At 72.0% G+C, this 14,969-nt stretch carries 12 protein-coding genes and 1 rRNA gene; 3 read left to right on the top strand and 10 right to left on the bottom strand.

The annotated features are described in order from the left end of the window. Nucleotides 1-66: 66 nt before the first annotated feature. Nucleotides 67-1,592: ribosomal RNA gene (locus ACY0MR_RS20785) — 16S ribosomal RNA — on the bottom strand. A gap of 760 nt (nucleotides 1,593-2,352) precedes the next feature. Between ACY0MR_RS20785 and trpS the strand changes: the two genes are divergently transcribed. Continuing rightward, nucleotides 2,353-3,351 (top strand): tryptophan--tRNA ligase, encoded by a 999-nt coding sequence (gene trpS / locus ACY0MR_RS20780; protein WP_403318188.1) that lies wholly within the window; start codon nucleotides 2,353-2,355, stop codon nucleotides 3,349-3,351. Here trpS and ACY0MR_RS20775 read toward each other — a convergent pair. After that, complete coding sequence (locus ACY0MR_RS20775) at nucleotides 3,318-4,367, bottom strand: GlxA family transcriptional regulator (RefSeq protein ID WP_388801267.1); 1,050 nt, start codon at nucleotides 4,365-4,367, stop codon at nucleotides 3,318-3,320. The two genes, trpS and ACY0MR_RS20775, sit on opposite strands and share 34 nt — an antisense overlap. 45 nt (nucleotides 4,368-4,412) lie before the next feature. Here ACY0MR_RS20775 and ACY0MR_RS20770 point away from each other — a divergent pair, with 45 nt between their 5' ends. Beyond that, a complete protein-coding gene (locus tag ACY0MR_RS20770; RefSeq protein WP_392867458.1) occupies nucleotides 4,413-5,009 on the top strand; it encodes a cysteine hydrolase family protein in 597 nt (198 codons plus the stop codon). Nucleotides 5,010-5,025: 16 nt separating this feature from the next. Here the strand turns inward: ACY0MR_RS20770 and proC are convergent, their stop codons facing one another. The 5 genes from proC to ACY0MR_RS20745 form a co-directional block, all read right to left on the bottom strand. Continuing rightward, nucleotides 5,026-5,835, bottom strand: a complete 810-nt coding sequence (proC, locus tag ACY0MR_RS20765) for a pyrroline-5-carboxylate reductase (protein ID WP_388801273.1) — start codon at nucleotides 5,833-5,835, stop codon at nucleotides 5,026-5,028. A gap of 85 nt (nucleotides 5,836-5,920) precedes the next feature. Then, nucleotides 5,921-6,658: an ABC transporter permease gene (locus ACY0MR_RS20760; RefSeq protein WP_388801276.1), complete on the bottom strand. Its 738-nt coding sequence runs from the start codon at nucleotides 6,656-6,658 to the stop codon at nucleotides 5,921-5,923. Beyond that, on the bottom strand, nucleotides 6,655-7,521 hold the full coding sequence (locus ACY0MR_RS20755; RefSeq protein WP_473554628.1) for an ABC transporter ATP-binding protein: 867 nt from the start codon (nucleotides 7,519-7,521) through the stop codon (nucleotides 6,655-6,657). The genes ACY0MR_RS20760 and ACY0MR_RS20755 overlap by 4 nt, the downstream gene beginning before the upstream one ends. 339 nt (nucleotides 7,522-7,860) lie before the next feature. After that, nucleotides 7,861-8,400, bottom strand: a complete 540-nt coding sequence (locus tag ACY0MR_RS20750; protein WP_388801282.1) for a hypothetical protein — start codon at nucleotides 8,398-8,400, stop codon at nucleotides 7,861-7,863. A 35-nt stretch (nucleotides 8,401-8,435) separates the two neighbouring features. Continuing rightward, entirely contained in the window at nucleotides 8,436-8,759 is a 324-nt protein-coding gene (locus ACY0MR_RS20745) for an SH3 domain-containing protein (protein ID WP_388801285.1), read from the bottom strand. 157 nt (nucleotides 8,760-8,916) lie between these two features. On the opposite strand from ACY0MR_RS20745, the gene ACY0MR_RS20740 reads away from it, so the two are divergent. Next, nucleotides 8,917-11,118, top strand: a complete 2,202-nt coding sequence (locus ACY0MR_RS20740) for a serine/threonine-protein kinase (protein ID WP_473554625.1) — start codon at nucleotides 8,917-8,919, stop codon at nucleotides 11,116-11,118. 76 nt (nucleotides 11,119-11,194) lie between these two features. On the opposite strand, the gene ilvD is transcribed toward ACY0MR_RS20740, so the two are convergent. The 3 genes from ilvD to ACY0MR_RS20725 all read right to left on the bottom strand — a co-directional run bounded on the left by ilvD (nucleotide 11,195) and on the right by ACY0MR_RS20725 (nucleotide 14,619). Beyond that, nucleotides 11,195-13,048 (bottom strand): dihydroxy-acid dehydratase, encoded by a 1,854-nt coding sequence (ilvD, locus tag ACY0MR_RS20735; protein ID WP_388801291.1) that lies wholly within the window; start codon nucleotides 13,046-13,048, stop codon nucleotides 11,195-11,197. Between the two features lie 126 nt (nucleotides 13,049-13,174). Next, complete coding sequence (locus ACY0MR_RS20730) at nucleotides 13,175-13,786, bottom strand: TetR/AcrR family transcriptional regulator (protein ID WP_388801294.1); 612 nt, start codon at nucleotides 13,784-13,786, stop codon at nucleotides 13,175-13,177. Then, on the bottom strand, nucleotides 13,783-14,619 hold the full coding sequence (locus ACY0MR_RS20725) for a sugar phosphate isomerase/epimerase family protein (protein ID WP_361861157.1): 837 nt from the start codon (nucleotides 14,617-14,619) through the stop codon (nucleotides 13,783-13,785). The genes ACY0MR_RS20730 and ACY0MR_RS20725 overlap by 4 nt, the downstream gene beginning before the upstream one ends. Between the last annotated feature and the right edge of the window lie 350 nt (nucleotides 14,620-14,969).

Genomic DNA, 14,969 nt, shown 5'->3' with positions numbered 1-14,969 from the left:
ATCAACGTTCCACCCATGAGCTGACCGTGCAGAACGTTTGCCTGCAATCGGTACTGTGCTCCTTAGAAAGGAGGTGATCCAGCCGCACCTTCCGGTACGGCTACCTTGTTACGACTTCGTCCCAATCGCCAGTCCCACCTTCGACAGCTCCCTCCCACAAGGGGTTGGGCCACCGGCTTCGGGTGTTACCGACTTTCGTGACGTGACGGGCGGTGTGTACAAGGCCCGGGAACGTATTCACCGCAGCAATGCTGATCTGCGATTACTAGCAACTCCGACTTCATGGGGTCGAGTTGCAGACCCCAATCCGAACTGAGACCGGCTTTTTGAGATTCGCTCCGCCTCGCGGCATCGCAGCTCTTTGTACCGGCCATTGTAGCACGTGTGCAGCCCAAGACATAAGGGGCATGATGACTTGACGTCGTCCCCACCTTCCTCCGAGTTGACCCCGGCGGTCTCCTGTGAGTCCCCATCACCCCGAAGGGCATGCTGGCAACACAGGACAAGGGTTGCGCTCGTTGCGGGACTTAACCCAACATCTCACGACACGAGCTGACGACAGCCATGCACCACCTGTATACCGACCACAAGGGGGGCACTATCTCTAATGCTTTCCGGTATATGTCAAGCCTTGGTAAGGTTCTTCGCGTTGCGTCGAATTAAGCCACATGCTCCGCTGCTTGTGCGGGCCCCCGTCAATTCCTTTGAGTTTTAGCCTTGCGGCCGTACTCCCCAGGCGGGGAACTTAATGCGTTAGCTGCGGCACCGACGACGTGGAATGTCGCCAACACCTAGTTCCCAACGTTTACGGCGTGGACTACCAGGGTATCTAATCCTGTTCGCTCCCCACGCTTTCGCTCCTCAGCGTCAGTAATGGCCCAGAGATCCGCCTTCGCCACCGGTGTTCCTCCTGATATCTGCGCATTTCACCGCTACACCAGGAATTCCGATCTCCCCTACCACACTCTAGCCTGCCCGTATCGGATGCAGACCCGGGGTTAAGCCCCGGGCTTTCACACCCGACGTGACAAGCCGCCTACGAGCTCTTTACGCCCAATAATTCCGGACAACGCTTGCGCCCTACGTATTACCGCGGCTGCTGGCACGTAGTTAGCCGGCGCTTCTTCTGCAGGTACCGTCACTTTCGCTTCTTCCCTGCTGAAAGAGGTTTACAACCCGAAGGCCGTCATCCCTCACGCGGCGTCGCTGCATCAGGCTTTCGCCCATTGTGCAATATTCCCCACTGCTGCCTCCCGTAGGAGTCTGGGCCGTGTCTCAGTCCCAGTGTGGCCGGTCGCCCTCTCAGGCCGGCTACCCGTCGTCGCCTTGGTAGGCCATTACCCCACCAACAAGCTGATAGGCCGCGGGCTCATCCTTCACCGCCGGAGCTTTCAACCAGCCCCCATGCGGAAGCCGGTGTTATCCGGTATTAGACCCCGTTTCCAGGGCTTGTCCCAGAGTGAAGGGCAGATTGCCCACGTGTTACTCACCCGTTCGCCACTAATCCACCCCGAAGGGCTTCATCGTTCGACTTGCATGTGTTAAGCACGCCGCCAGCGTTCGTCCTGAGCCAGGATCAAACTCTCCGTGAATGTTTACCCGTAATCGGGTGACACTCGCGTTGAGCGGGACGGTCATGCCGGAATGTGGCCGACCGTCCACAGCGTCCTCGCTGTGTATGTCGCCTACCAGCCACAAGGGCCGGCAGGACTTTCAAAGGAACCTCGCCATCCGAAGATGGACGGGGTATCAACTAATCTGGCGTTGATTTTTGGCACGCTGTTGAGTTCTCAAGGAACGGACGCTTCCTTCGTACTCACCCTCTCGGGCTTTCCTCCGGGCTTTCCCTTCGGTCTTGCGTTTCCGACTCTATCAGATCCTTTCGGCGTCTGATTCCCAGTCAGCGGGATTCGTCTTTCCGGCTGTTGGGCCGTTCCGACGAGTGAGACTTTAGCGGATTTCCTGCCTCCGACGCTAATCGGGGGCTGCGTTCGGGTTTCGAACGCGGATTCCTCATTTCGCAGAAACGCACGGAAAGCACGACGGCACGGCAAAGCACCGTCAGCTTCTGTGGATCTTGCGGAATGGCTGTCCGGGGCCGACCGGGGTCGGTGCTCACGTCGGACAACTCGGAGAACCTTACGGATCCGTGAATCCCGTGTCAACCCAGGTCCTCGGGCGTACGCTCCCCGTATGACTACGCGTGCGCACACCACCCAGTGGTGGGCCGCCTGACGGCGGCCCACCACTCGCGCATGCAGCAAGCGGCCGCCGACTCGGCGGCCGTTCGCGTATCCCCCTCCGGGATCCGGCCGTCCGGTCGGCGCACGGAGAAGAGGGAGAACGAACGCGATGACGAGGATCTTCAGCGGGGTCAAGCCGACCGGGCACCTGACGCTGGGCAACTACCTCGGGGCCGTCCGGCGGTGGGTCGAGGTCGATCAGCACCGGGCGGAGGCGCTGTTCAGCGTCGTCGACCTGCACGCGCTGACCGTGGAGCACGATCCGGCCCGGGTGCGGCGGCTCAGCCGGCAGGCGGCCACGCTGCTGCTGGCGGCCGGGCTGGATCCGGAGCTCTGCACCCTGTTCGTACAGAGTCATGTGGACGAGCACGCCCGGTTGTCGTACCTCCTGGAGTGCACCGCCACGGACGGCGAGCTCCGGCGGATGGTCCAGTACAAGGAGAAGAGCGTCCGGGCGCGGGGTGCCGGGCAGGGGGTGCGGCTGTCCCTGCTGACGTATCCGGTCCTGATGGCGGCGGACATCCTGGCCTACGGGGCGGACGAGGTGCCGGTGGGTGAGGACCAGACGCAGCACGTGGAGCTCACCCGGGACCTGGCCGTGCGGTTCAACCAGCGCTACGGGCACACCTTCACGGTGCCGCGGGCGACGCGGCCCGAGGTGGCGGCGCGGGTCATGGACCTTCAGGACCCCCTGTCGAAGATGGGGAAGTCGCACGAGAACGGGTCGGGGATCGTCTATCTGCTCGACGACGCGGACACCGTGCGGCGGAAGGTCATGCGGGCCGTCACCGACAGCGGCCGGGACGTGGCGTACGACCGGGAGGGCCGGCCCGGGGTCGCCAACCTCCTCGACCTGCTGGCGGCGGCGACCGGAGGGAGTCCCGCGGCGCTGGCCGGTGCGTACCGGTCGTACGGATCGCTGAAGAAGGACACGGCGGACGCGGTCGTCGAGCTGCTGCGGCCCGTGCGGGAGCGGCACGCCGAGCTGGCGGCGGACCCCGGTCATGTGGATCGGGTGCTGCGGGACGGGGCGCGGCGGGCGCGGGAGACGGCGCGGCCCCTGGTGGACCGGGCCTATCGGGCGATCGGGCTGCTGCCCGCCGGGTGACGGAAGGCGTTGCGGTAGTCGCGCGGGCTGGTGGCGAGGTGCGAGGCGAAGTGCTGGCGCATCGTGACCTCGCTGCCGAAGCCCGCGCGGCGGGCCACCTCGGGGAGGGGGTGGTCGGTGCGTTCGAGGAGTTTCTGGGCGGCGGCGACGCGCTGGGTGATGAGCCAGTGCAGCGGGGTGGTTCCCGTGGAGGCCTGGAAGTGGCGGGCGAAGGAGCGGGGGGACATGCCGGCGCGGGCTGCCAGGGTCGCGACGGTGTGGGGCTCGTCGAGGTGGGCGAGGGCGTACGCCCGGACGGCGGCCAGGGCGTCCGCGTCGCGGTCGGCCCGGGGGGTGGGGTGCTCGATGAACTGGGCCTGGGTGGCGGCGCGGAAGGGGGCGGTGACCATCGCGCGGGCGATGGCGGCGGCCGCTTCGGCTCCGTGGGCGGTGCGGACGAGGTGGAGGCAGAGGTCGATGCCGGCGGCGGTGCCGGCGGAGGTCCAGACGCCGGTGTCCTCGACGAAGAGGGCGTCGGGCTGGACGCGGACGGCGGGGTGGCGGTCGGCGAGGGTGTCGGCCAGGTGCCAGTGGGTGACGGCGCGGCGGCCGTCGAGGAGTCCGGCGCGGGCGAGGACGAACGCGCCGGCGCAGAGCGAGGCGACCGGGATGCCGGCGGTGTGGGCGCGGCGGAGGGCGTCGAGCACCCGGGGCGGGATGTCGGCGTCGGGGTCCTCGATGCCGGGGACGAGGACGAGGTCGGTGGGGGTGAGGTCGTCGAGCCAGTCGAGGGGGCGGTCGGGGGTGAGGGAGAGGCCGCCGCGCAGGGGGAGGGGGGTGTCCGGGTCCGTCGCCGTCCTGCGGAGTTCGAAGGGCGGGACGCCTCGGGGGGTGCGGTCGCTGCCCCAGACCTCGGTGACCACGGAGACGTCGAAGGCGCGGACGCCCGGGAAGCAGAGGAGGGCGATGCGCTGGGGGCGGGGTGCGGGGGCCTGGGAGGGGGGCACGGTTGGCAGTAAACCATCGATCGCTGTCATTCACCCCGCTGGGTGGGTGCGTCGGTCGGCGGCAGGATCGTGGGCATGGAGATCAGGGAGAACGCAGCGCTGGTGGTCGTCGACGTGCAGAAGGGCTTCGAGGAGGAGTACTGGGGGAAGCGGAACAACCCGGCCGCCGAGGAGAACATCGCGGCTCTCATCGACCTGTGGCAGGAGACGGGGCGGCCAGTGGTGTTCGTGCGGCACGACTCGGTGGAGAGTTCGCGGTCGCCGCTGCGGGCCGGTCACGTGGGGAACGACTTCAAGGACTTCGTCGAGGAGCGGCGGGGGAAGGGCAGCGGGCCTGAGCTGCTGGTCACGAAGACGGTGAACTCGGCGTTCTACGGTGTTCCGTCGCTGGACGGGTGGCTGACCGGGCTCGACGTGGTGCAGATCGTGATCGTGGGGATCCAGACGAACATGTGCAACGAGACCACGGCGCGGATGGGCGGGAACCTCGGGTACGAGGTGGTGTTCCCGCTGGACGCGATGCACACGTTCGATCTGGAGGGGCCGTTCGGCTGGTCGCTGGACGCGGACGAGCTGACGCGGGCGACGGCCGTGTCCCTGCACGGGGGGCGGTTCGCGAAGGTGGTGACGACGGAGGACGTCGTGCGGGGGGCGGGCGCCGGGGTCCGGTGACCCCGGCGGGCGGTGGTCAGCCGTTGCCGGAGGCGAGTTCGCGGCTGCGGTCGCGGGCGGCTTCGAGGGCGGCGATGAGGGCGGCGCGGACGCCGTGGTTCTCCAGTTCGCGGATGGCGCTGATGGTGGTGCCGGCCGGGGAGGTGACGGCCTCGCGGAGCTTGACGGGGTGTTCGCCGCTGTCGCGGAGCATCACGGCGGCGCCGATGGCGGCCTGGACGATGAGGTCGTGGGCCTGGGCGCGGGGCAGGCCGAGGAGGATGCCGGCGTCGGTCATGGCCTCGACGAGGAAGTAGAAGTACGCGGGGCCGGAGCCGGAGAGGGCGGTGGCGGCGTCCTGCTGGGACTCGGGGACGCGGAGGGTCTTCCCGACGCCGCCGAAGATCTCCTCGGTGTGGGCCAGGTGCGCGGGGGTGGCGTGGCTGCCGGCCGAGATGACGGACATCCCCTCGTCGACGAGGACGGGGGTGTTGGGCATGACGCGGACGACGGGGGTGCCGCCGGTGAGGCGTTCCTCGATGAAGGAGGTGGGGATGCCGGCGGCGGCGCTGACGATCAGGCGGTCGGCGGTGACGTGGGGGGCGAGTTCGTCGAGGAGGCGGCCCATGTCCTGGGGCTTGACGGCCAGGATCAGGGTGTCGGCGCGCTTGGCGGCCTCGGCGTTGGTGACGGTCTCGACGCCGTAGCGGGCGTGGAGCTCCTCGGCGCGTTCGGAGCGGCGGGCGGTGACCAGGAGGTTCGCGGGGCGCCAGCCGGCGCGGATCATGCCGCTGAGGAGCGCTTCACCGATCTTGCCGGTGCCGAGGACTGCGACGGTCTGGGTCATGGCTCTGTTCACCTCGCCGGAGGGGGGTACGTGTCGTCATCCTCGCACCGGCGGGCGGGGTGGTGTGCGGGTGTCCGAGGGGCGGTCACGCGGTGCGGCGGCGGAGGGTGGCCGCGCCGAGGCCGAGGACGAGGAGCGCGCAGCCGGCGACGACGAGGACGTCGCGGACGAAGTCGCCGGTGGCGTCGGGGTGGTGGAGGACCTGGTTCATGCCGTCGACGGCGTACGACATGGGGAGGGCGTCGGAGAGCGCTTCGAGGGCGGGGGCCATCCGGTCGCGCGGGGTGAAGAGTCCGCAGAGGAGCAGCTGGGGGAAGATCACGGCCGGCATGAACTGGACGGCCTGGAACTCGGAGGCGGCGAAGGCGGAGACGAAGAGGCCGAGGGCGGTGCCGAGGAGGGCGTCGAGGAGGGCGACCAGGAGGAGGAGCCAGGGGGAGCCGGTGACGTCGAGGCCGAGGGCGGCGACGGCGAGGCCGGTGGCGAGGGCGGACTGGACGACGGCGAGGAGTCCGAAGGCGAGGGCGTAGCCGGCGATGAGGTCGGCCTTGCCGAGGGGCATGGCGAGGAGGCGTTCGAGGGTGCCGGAGGTCCGCTCGCGGAGGGTGGCGATGGAGGTCACCAGGAACATCGTGATGAGCGGGAAGATGCCGAGCAGTGAGGCGCCGATGGTGTCGAAGGTGCCGGGGCTGCCGTCGAAGACGAACCGCAGCAGGAAGAGCATGGCGCAGGGCACGAGGAGCATCAGGGCGATCGAGCGCGGGTCGTGGCGCAGCTGACGCAGGACGCGGGCGGCGGTGGCGAGGGTGCGGGCGGGGTTCATGGCCGGGGCTCCTCGTGGGCGGCTCGGGCTGCGGCGGCGTCGACGAGGCGGAGGAAGGCCTCTTCGACGGTGGCGGTGTCGTTGCGTCGGCGGAGTGCCTCGGGGGTGTCGTCGGCGAGGATCTCGCCCTCGCGCATGAGGAGGAGCCGGTGGCAGCGTTCGGCCTCGTCCATGACGTGGGAGGAGACGAGGAGGGTGGTGCCGTGGTCGGCGGCGATCCGGTGGAAGAGCTCCCACAGGTCGCGGCGGAGGACGGGGTCCAGGCCGACGGTGGGCTCGTCGAGGACGAGGAGGTCGGGGGTTCCGAGGAGGGCGACGGCGAGGGAGACGCGGCTGCGCTGGCCGCCGGAGAGCCGGCCGGCGAGGGAGTCGGCGTGGGGGGTGAGGTCGACGTCGGCGACGGCCCGGTCGACGAGGTCGCGGCGGTCGTGGCGGTGGGCGCGGCCGGGGAGGAGGACGGCGGCGAAGTAGTCGAGGTTCTGCCGGACGGTGAGGTCGTCGTAGACGGAGGGGGCCTGGGTGACGTAGCCGATGCGGGAGCGGAGGGCGGGGTCTCCGGCGGGGTGGCCGAGGACCTGGAGGGTGCCGTCGACCTTGGCCTGGGTGCCGACGACGGCGCGCATGAGGGTGGTCTTTCCGCAGCCCGAGGGGCCGAGGAGGCCGGTGATGCGGCCGGCCGGGACGGTGAAGTCGAGGCCGCGCAGGACGGTGCGGTCGCCTCGGACGGCGGTGAGTCCGCGGGCGGTGATCGCCGCGGTCGGGGGTGGGGCGGGGTCGGTGGGGGGTGTCCGGTGGGGGGCGGGGGCGGTCGGGGACCTGGTGCCGGCCCGGTCGGCGGCCTCACCCGCCGGGTAATTCATCATGCGATGAATAGTGCTCCCGGCGCCACCGGCCGTCAAGCGTCCGGCGGCCCCCGCGCGGGCGGTCTCGCGGGCCGCACACGGTCGCACCCGTTGCGCGGGTCGCGCGGGCCGTGGGGGCCGAGGGGGCCGCAAGCGTCGCGCGGGGCGCGCAAGTCGCGCAGGTCGCGCGGGAACGACGAAGCCCCCGCGGCGGTGGGCGTCGCGGGGGCGTACGGGTCGCACACGTCGCACCCGTCGTGCGGGACGTGCGGGGCGCGCAGGTCGCGCCGGTCGCGCAGGTCGCGCAGGAACGACGAAGCCCCCGCGGCGGTGGGCGTCGCGGGGGCTCTCGTTCGGGGGCTACTTGCGCTTGGGCTTCTTGCGGGCGGCCGGGTTGCCCGTGCGGGAGCCGCGGCGCTTCTCGTACTGGGCGCGGGCCGTGTCGTACTCGGCGCGGCGGAGCCCCTCCCCCGGGGCCTCGGCGAAGCAGCGGACGCCGTAGGCGAGGAGCGAGCCGATGAAGCCGATCGCCTTCAGGCTGCGCAGGGACTCCTCGCGGGCCGGGTCGGCGGGCCTGCGGCCGAAGCCCTCCCAGGTCTTGCGGAACGCGATGGCGCTGCAGACCGCGAACATGAGGACGACCAGCATGTTGACGATGCCGCCGACGTCCGCGATCTGCAGGCCCTGGTACGCGAAGCGCAGGACGAGGCAGGCCGCGACGGCGGCGGCCAGCGAGCCGGCGGCCAGGCCGACGCGGCGGAGCGTGTAGCCGCCGCTGTGGTCGACCCAGGTGGTGCCGAAGAAACGGATCTCCTCGGGCCGGGGCCCGGCCGGGGTGCCGCCCTTCGGGCCGCCGGCCGGTCCGCCGGTGGTGCTGGGGGTCTGCTCGTCGTCGCTCACGCTGTCGATTATCCCCGGGGCGCCGGGGAAGGGCCTCAGGCGCAGCGCGGTGCGACGAACCCGTCGCTGCCCGTGCGGACGTACGCGTCGGAGATGTACTCCCCCGGCGCGATGCTGTCCCAGATCTTCGTGGTGCCGTACGGGCCGCTGACCCACTCGCCGTACTTCTGGCAGGAGATCGACACCGTCGCGCCGAGCGGCAGCGTCCGGACGATCGGGTACTGGGTGCTCGGGCCGGAGCGCACGTTGACCCGGTAGCCGGGCGCGACCGTGTAGCGGGTGGCCGCGGCCGTGACCGCCGTCGCGGTCGTCGGGGCTCCGACGGGCTCGTCGTTCCGGTGGTTCTCGTCCATGATCATGGTGTCCTCCCCCTTGGCGCGAAAGCGCTCTGCGGAGCTTCACTCTCCGCGACGCGCAGGCTAGCAAGCCCCGCCGACATCACGGGGGTCATCGACTAGGCTCCGTCGGGTTCGCGCGGGTGCGCGCGAGTGACGGGGAACCACACGGGGGTGGGCGATGCCGCCGCTGCGCGACACCGGTGCCGACCGGAATGCGGAGCAGCCCGAGTACGCGGGCGGCTACCGCCTCCAGGCATGTCTGGGCGCCGGCGGCATGGGGGTCGTGCACCTGGCCGCCTCCGCCTCGGGGCTGCGGCTCGCGGTCAAGGTCGTGCACGCACGGTACGCGGAGGACCCCGAGTTCAGGGCGCGTTTCCGCCAGGAGGTCGCGGCCGCCCGCCGGGTCAGCGGGGCCTTCACCGCCCCCGTCGTCGACGCCGACCCCGATGCCGTGCGCCCCTGGATGGCGACCCTCTACGTCCCCGGTCCCACCCTCGCCGACCAGGTGAAGCGGAACGGTCCGCTGGCCCCGGCCGAGCTGCGCCGGCTCACCGCCGGGCTCGCCGAGGCCCTGCGCGACATCCACCGGGCTGGTGTCGTCCACCGCGACCTGAAGCCCAGCAACGTCCTGCTCACCGACACCGGCCCGAAGGTCATCGACTTCGGCATCTCGCGGCCCGTCGACAGCGACCTGCACACCGAGACGGGCAAGCTCATCGGCTCGCCGCCGTTCATGGCTCCCGAGCAGTTCCAGCGGCCGCGGGAGGTCGGGCCCGCCGCGGACGTCTTCGCGCTCGGCTCGGTCCTGGTGCACGCGGCCACCGGCCACGGCCCCTTCGACTCCGACAGCCCGTACATCGTGGCGTACCAGGTCGTCCACGACGAGCCCGACCTGACGGGCGTCCCGGCGGAGCTGGCGCCGCTCGTCGCGCGGTGCCTCGCCAAGGACCCTGGCGACCGCCCGACCCCGGCCCAGATCATGTCGGCGCTGCTGCCGCCCTCGTACGCGGCCGAGGCCTTCATACCGGCGCAGCGCCGCCGGCCCGCGCTGCCGTACGGCGAGGAGTCCGGCCGCGGCGGGCCCGGCCGCGAGGAGCCCGGCCACGCGCCCGCGTGGGACGCCGACACCCCCGTACGCGCCACCGCGCCGGCCCCGCCCCGCCGGCGGCCGCGCCTCGGCCGGGTGCGTCCGGGGCCGCGCCTCGCGCTCGCCGTGGCGGCCGCGCTCGCCCTCACCGGGGCGGGCCTCTACGCGGCCATGAGCCCCCCGGCCGACGCCGGTTCCGAACCGCCCGCGCGGCCCGCCGAGGTGGCCACCGCCTTCGCGGGCTGGCACACCGTCCTCCAGACGCACGGCCCGACCGCCGCGCCCGCGTGCGCGCACGGCGGCGGCGCGCTGTACTGCACGGCGCGGGGCGTCGCACTCGCCCGGCTCGACCCCGTCACCGGGAAGGCGGCCTGGTCGCGCACCGGGCCGGTCGAGGCGGAGTCCCCCGTCGCGCCCTTCCTCCTCGCCGACGGCCTGGTCGGCGCGGCGGCTCCGGCGGACAGGCTGCGGTCCTACGCCTCCGCCGACGGAGCGCCGGGCTGGACCGCCGGACGGGCCGGGGTGCCCGAGCTGTCGACGCCGGCCGGTCCGACCGTCGTGCTGACCGACGGGCGGGGCGGGGTGCGGGCCGTCGGGAGCCGTGACGGGAAGGAGCTGTGGCGGCACGGCCTGGCCGGATTCGGCGTCCCGCGCACGGGTCCGTACGACGCCCCGTCCGGACTCCTCACCGTCTCCGAGACCTCGGCCGACGGGACGCACACGCGCGTGGCCGCGATCCGGCCCGGGACCGGCGAGCAGGTCTGGCAGCGGAACCTGGCGGGGGACCTCGACCCGCTGGGCGGCACCGGGGACGGCGCGCTGCTCCTCGCCTCCCGCTACCAGGGCTCGCTCTTCGACCGCCTGGTCGTGCTCGACCCGGGCAGCGGCGAGGTGCGGACGCTGTCCCTGCCGCACCGGATCGACGTCCGGGGCACCGCCGTGCGCGGGGCGGTCGTCCATCTCCTCGACGCCGACGGGCATCTCACGGCCTTCGACACCGCGGCGCCCAAGGGGCGGGTGCTGTGGGAGCTGGAGACGGGGGCGGGGAACGTGTCGACGCCCGTGACGGGCCCCGGCGACCGGCTCTACTTCTCCGTGCAGGACGGCCGGCTGCTCGCGGTCGACACCGTCCGCGGGTCGCTGATCGGCCAGACCCGGCCTCGGCTGCTCAACGGGCGGCTCGCGTACGCGCCGCTGGTGCCGCCGCCGGTGGTCGCCGGCGACCGGGTGTTCGGGACGGCCCCGGACGGGTCGGTCTTCGCGGTGGACGCCCGGGACCCCGCCGCCTGGTGAAGCCCGGCGCACACGAAGACGGCGGGGAACGGGCGTCCGCGCTCGTTCCCCGCCGTCCCGTCGCGTGCCTCCGGGCTCAGCCCAGCTTCGACACGTCCCGGACGGCGCCCTTGTCGGCGCTGGTCGCCATGGCCGCGTAGGCCCGCAGCGCCGCCGACACCTTGCGCTGCCGGTTCTTCGGCGCGTAGACGCCGTTCAGCGCCGCGCGGCGGGCGGCGAGGGTGGCCTCGTCGACGAGGAGCTCGATGGAGCGGTGGGGGATGTCGATGCGGATGCGGTCGCCGTCCTCGACGAGGGCGATCGTGCCGCCCGAGGCGGCCTCGGGCGAGGCGTGGCCGATGGACAGGCCGGAGGTGCCGCCCGAGAAGCGTCCGTCGGTGACGAGGGCGCAGGTCTTGCCGAGGCCCCGGCCCTTGAGGAAGGAGGTCGGGTAGAGCATCTCCTGCATGCCGGGGCCGCCGCGCGGACCCTCGTAGCGGATGACGACCACGTCGCCGTCCGTGACCTGCTTGTTCAGGATCTTCTCGACGGCCTCGTCCTGCGACTCGCAGACCACGGCGGGGCCTTCGAAGGTCCAGATGGACTCGTCGACGCCGGCCGTCTTCACGACGCAGCCGTCGGCGGCGAGGTTGCCGTGCAGCACGGCGAGGCCGCCGTCCTTGGAGTACGCGTGGGCCGCGTCGCGGATGCAGCCGCCGGCCGCGTCCACGTCGAGCGCCTCCCAGCGCTCGGACTGGGAGAAGGCGGTCGCCGAGCGGACGCAGCCGGGGGCCGCGTGCCACATCTCGACGGACTCCTCGGTCGGGGAGCCGCCGCGCACGTCCCAGGCGCCCAGCCACTCCTTGATGGAGCGCGCGTGGACGGAGTGGACGTCCTCGTTCAGGAGGCCGGCGCGGTAGAGCTCGCCGAGGATGGCCGGGATGCCGCCCGCCCGGTGCACGTCCTCCATGTAGTACGTGCGGTCCTTGGCGACGTTCGGCGCGACCTTGGCCAGGCAGGGCACCCGGCGCGAGACCTCGTCCATGTCCGGCAGGCCGTAGTCGAGCTCGGCCTCCTGGGCGGCGGCGAGCAGGTGCAGGATCGTGTTGGTCGAGCCGCCCATGGCGATGTCGAGCGCCATGGCGTTCTCGAAGGCCGCGCGGGTCGCGATCGAGCGCGGCAGGACGGAGTCGTCGTCCTCGTCGTAGTAGCGCCGGGTGATGTCGACGACCGTGCGGGCCGCGTTCTCGTACAGCGCCCTGCGGCCGGTGTGGGTGGCGAGCAGGGAGCCGTTGCCCGGCAGGGAGAGGCCGATGGCCTCGGTCAGGCAGTTCATCGAGTTGGCGGTGAACATGCCGGAACAGGAGCCGCAGGTCGGGCAGGCGTTCTCCTCGATGCGGGCGATGTCCTCGTCCGAGATCTTCGGGTTCACGGCGTCGGAGATCGCGTCGACCAGGTCGAGCGTGCGGACCGTGCCGTCGACCAGGGTCGCGCGGCCGGACTCCATCGGGCCGCCGGAGACGAAGACCGTCGGGATGTTGAGGCGCAGAGCGGCCATCAGCATGCCGGGGGTGATCTTGTCGCAGTTGGAGATGCAGATCAGGGCGTCGGCGCAGTGGGCCTCCACCATGTACTCCACGCTGTCCGCGATCAGGTCGCGGGAGGGCAGCGAGTAGAGCATGCCGCCGTGGCCCATGGCGATGCCGTCGTCGACGGCGATCGTGTTGAACTCGCGCGGGATGGCGCCGGCGGCCGTGATGGCCTCGGAGACGATCCGGCCGACGGGCTGCAGGTGGGTGTGGCCCGGAACGAACTCCGTGAAGGAGTTGGCGACCGCGATGATCGGCTTCCGGCCGATGTCCGCGCCGGGTACACCGGAGGCCCGCATAAGGGCGCGTGCGCCCGCCATGTTGCGGCCGTGGGTGACTGTGCGGGACCTCAGCTCGGGCATCGTCGCTCGCTCCTCAGTGATGGGGGTGCTTGCTTTCGAGCGTACGCCGACGGACCAAGATCTGGACAGCGCGTCCGTATGACGGACAGGCTGTTCAGCTTTCGGTCACCCGCGGCGGGGTGGGGCTCAGGCCTCGGTGAGGTAGCGCTGGAGGGTCGGGGCGACCATGGCCACGATCTCCTCCGGGTCCACCGAGGCCATCGGCTCGACCTGGATGACGTACCGCAGGATCGCGATCCCGATCATGTGCGAGGCGGCGAGCTCCGCGCGGAACCGGGGGTCCGGTACGTCGAGCTCGTCCGCGATCCGCTCCAGGAGCCGGCGCAGCACGAAGGTCCTGAGCACCTTGGCCGCGGCCTCGTGGGTGAGCGCGGAGCGGACGATCGCGAGGAGCGGGGCGCGGCTGACCGGGTTCTCCCAGACGCCGATGAAGAAGCGGGCGAGGCGTTCGCCGATGGTCTCGCGGGGGCCGCCGACGATCGCCGGGACGACCGTGGCGGGCTCGAAGGAGACCTCGATCGCCGCGGCGAAGACCTCGTCCTTCGTGCCGAAGTAGTGGTGGACGAGGGCCGCGTCGACCCCCGCCGCCTTGGCGATCCCGCGAACGGAGGTCTTGTCGTAGCCGCGCTCGGCGAACTGGGCGCGGGCCGCCTCCAGGATGCGGTGGCGCGCGCCGGGTCCGCGCTCCTCCTCGGTACGGGACGGGCGGCCGCGCCTGCGGGGGGCCGGCTCGGTCACCGGGGCGGCACCCGGGACGGGCGGGTGGCCGCGGAGGCGAGGTGGAGGCGGGTGAAGGCGAGGGCCTCGGCGAGGTCGGCCTCTCGTTCGGCGGCTGACATCGCGCGGCGGGTGTTGACCTCGATGACGACGTGTCCGTCGAAGCCGGTGCGCGCGAGGCGCTCCAGGAGTTCGGCGCAGGGCTGCGTGCCGCGGCCGGGCACCAGGTGCTCGTCCTTGGCGGAGCCCTTGCCGTCGGCGAGGTGGACGTGGCCGAGGCGGTCGCCCATGCGGTCGATCATCGCGAGGGCGTCGGTGCGGGCGGTCGCGGTGTGCGAGAGGTCGACGGTGAAGTGCCGGTAGTCGTCCTTGGTGACGTCCCACTCGGGGGCGTACGCGAGCATCTCGCGGTCCTTGTACCGCCACGGGTACATGTTCTCGACGGCGAACCGGACGTCGGTCTCCTCCGCCATCCGCCAGATGCCGGTGACGAAGTCCTTGGCGTACTGGCGCTGCCAGCGGAACGGGGGGTGCACGACGACCGTGGAGGCGCCGAGGTGCTCGGCCGCGGCCCGGGCGCGCTGGAGCTTGACCCACGGGTCGGTGGACCAGACGCGCTGGGTGATGAGGAGGCAGGGGGCGTGCACGGCCAGGATCGGGACCTGGTGGTAGTCGGAGAGCCTGCGCAGCGCCTCGACGTCCTGGCTGACCGGATCGGTCCACACCATGACCTCGACGCCGTCGTAGCCGAGGCGCGCGGCGATCTCGAAGGCCGTCGCCGTCGACTCCGGATAGACCGAGGCCGTCGACAGGGCGACCTTCGCATCCGGGATGCGCACCACTGGTTCTGCCACGGGGACAGGGTACGGGGCCCGCCGGGCGGCAGGGGGGTGGTTCCGGTCACGCCGGGGCGGGGCACGCGCGCGTGCGCGGGCCCATGGGGGGCGCGCACGCGGGGCCGTCCACGGGGCGGGCGGAGGACGGCGGGGCGGGGGCCTCGGGGGCGGCGGGGTCCCGGGGGCGGCGGGGTCCCGGGGGCGGCGGGGTCCCGGGGGCGGCGGAGGACGGCGGGAGGGCCGGGACAGCGGGAGGGCCGGGACAGCGGGGCTTCGGGGACGGCAGGGGTTCCGGGAACGGCGGAGGACGGCGGGGCCCCCGGGAACGGCGGAGGACGGCGGGGCTCCGGGGCCCCGGGCTCGCCGGG

The sequence above is a fragment of the Streptomyces sp. JN8 genome (genome assembly GCF_055808075.1).
The sequence above is the reverse complement of the archived record's forward strand: the minus strand, read 5'-3'. Positions and strand labels throughout refer to the sequence as shown.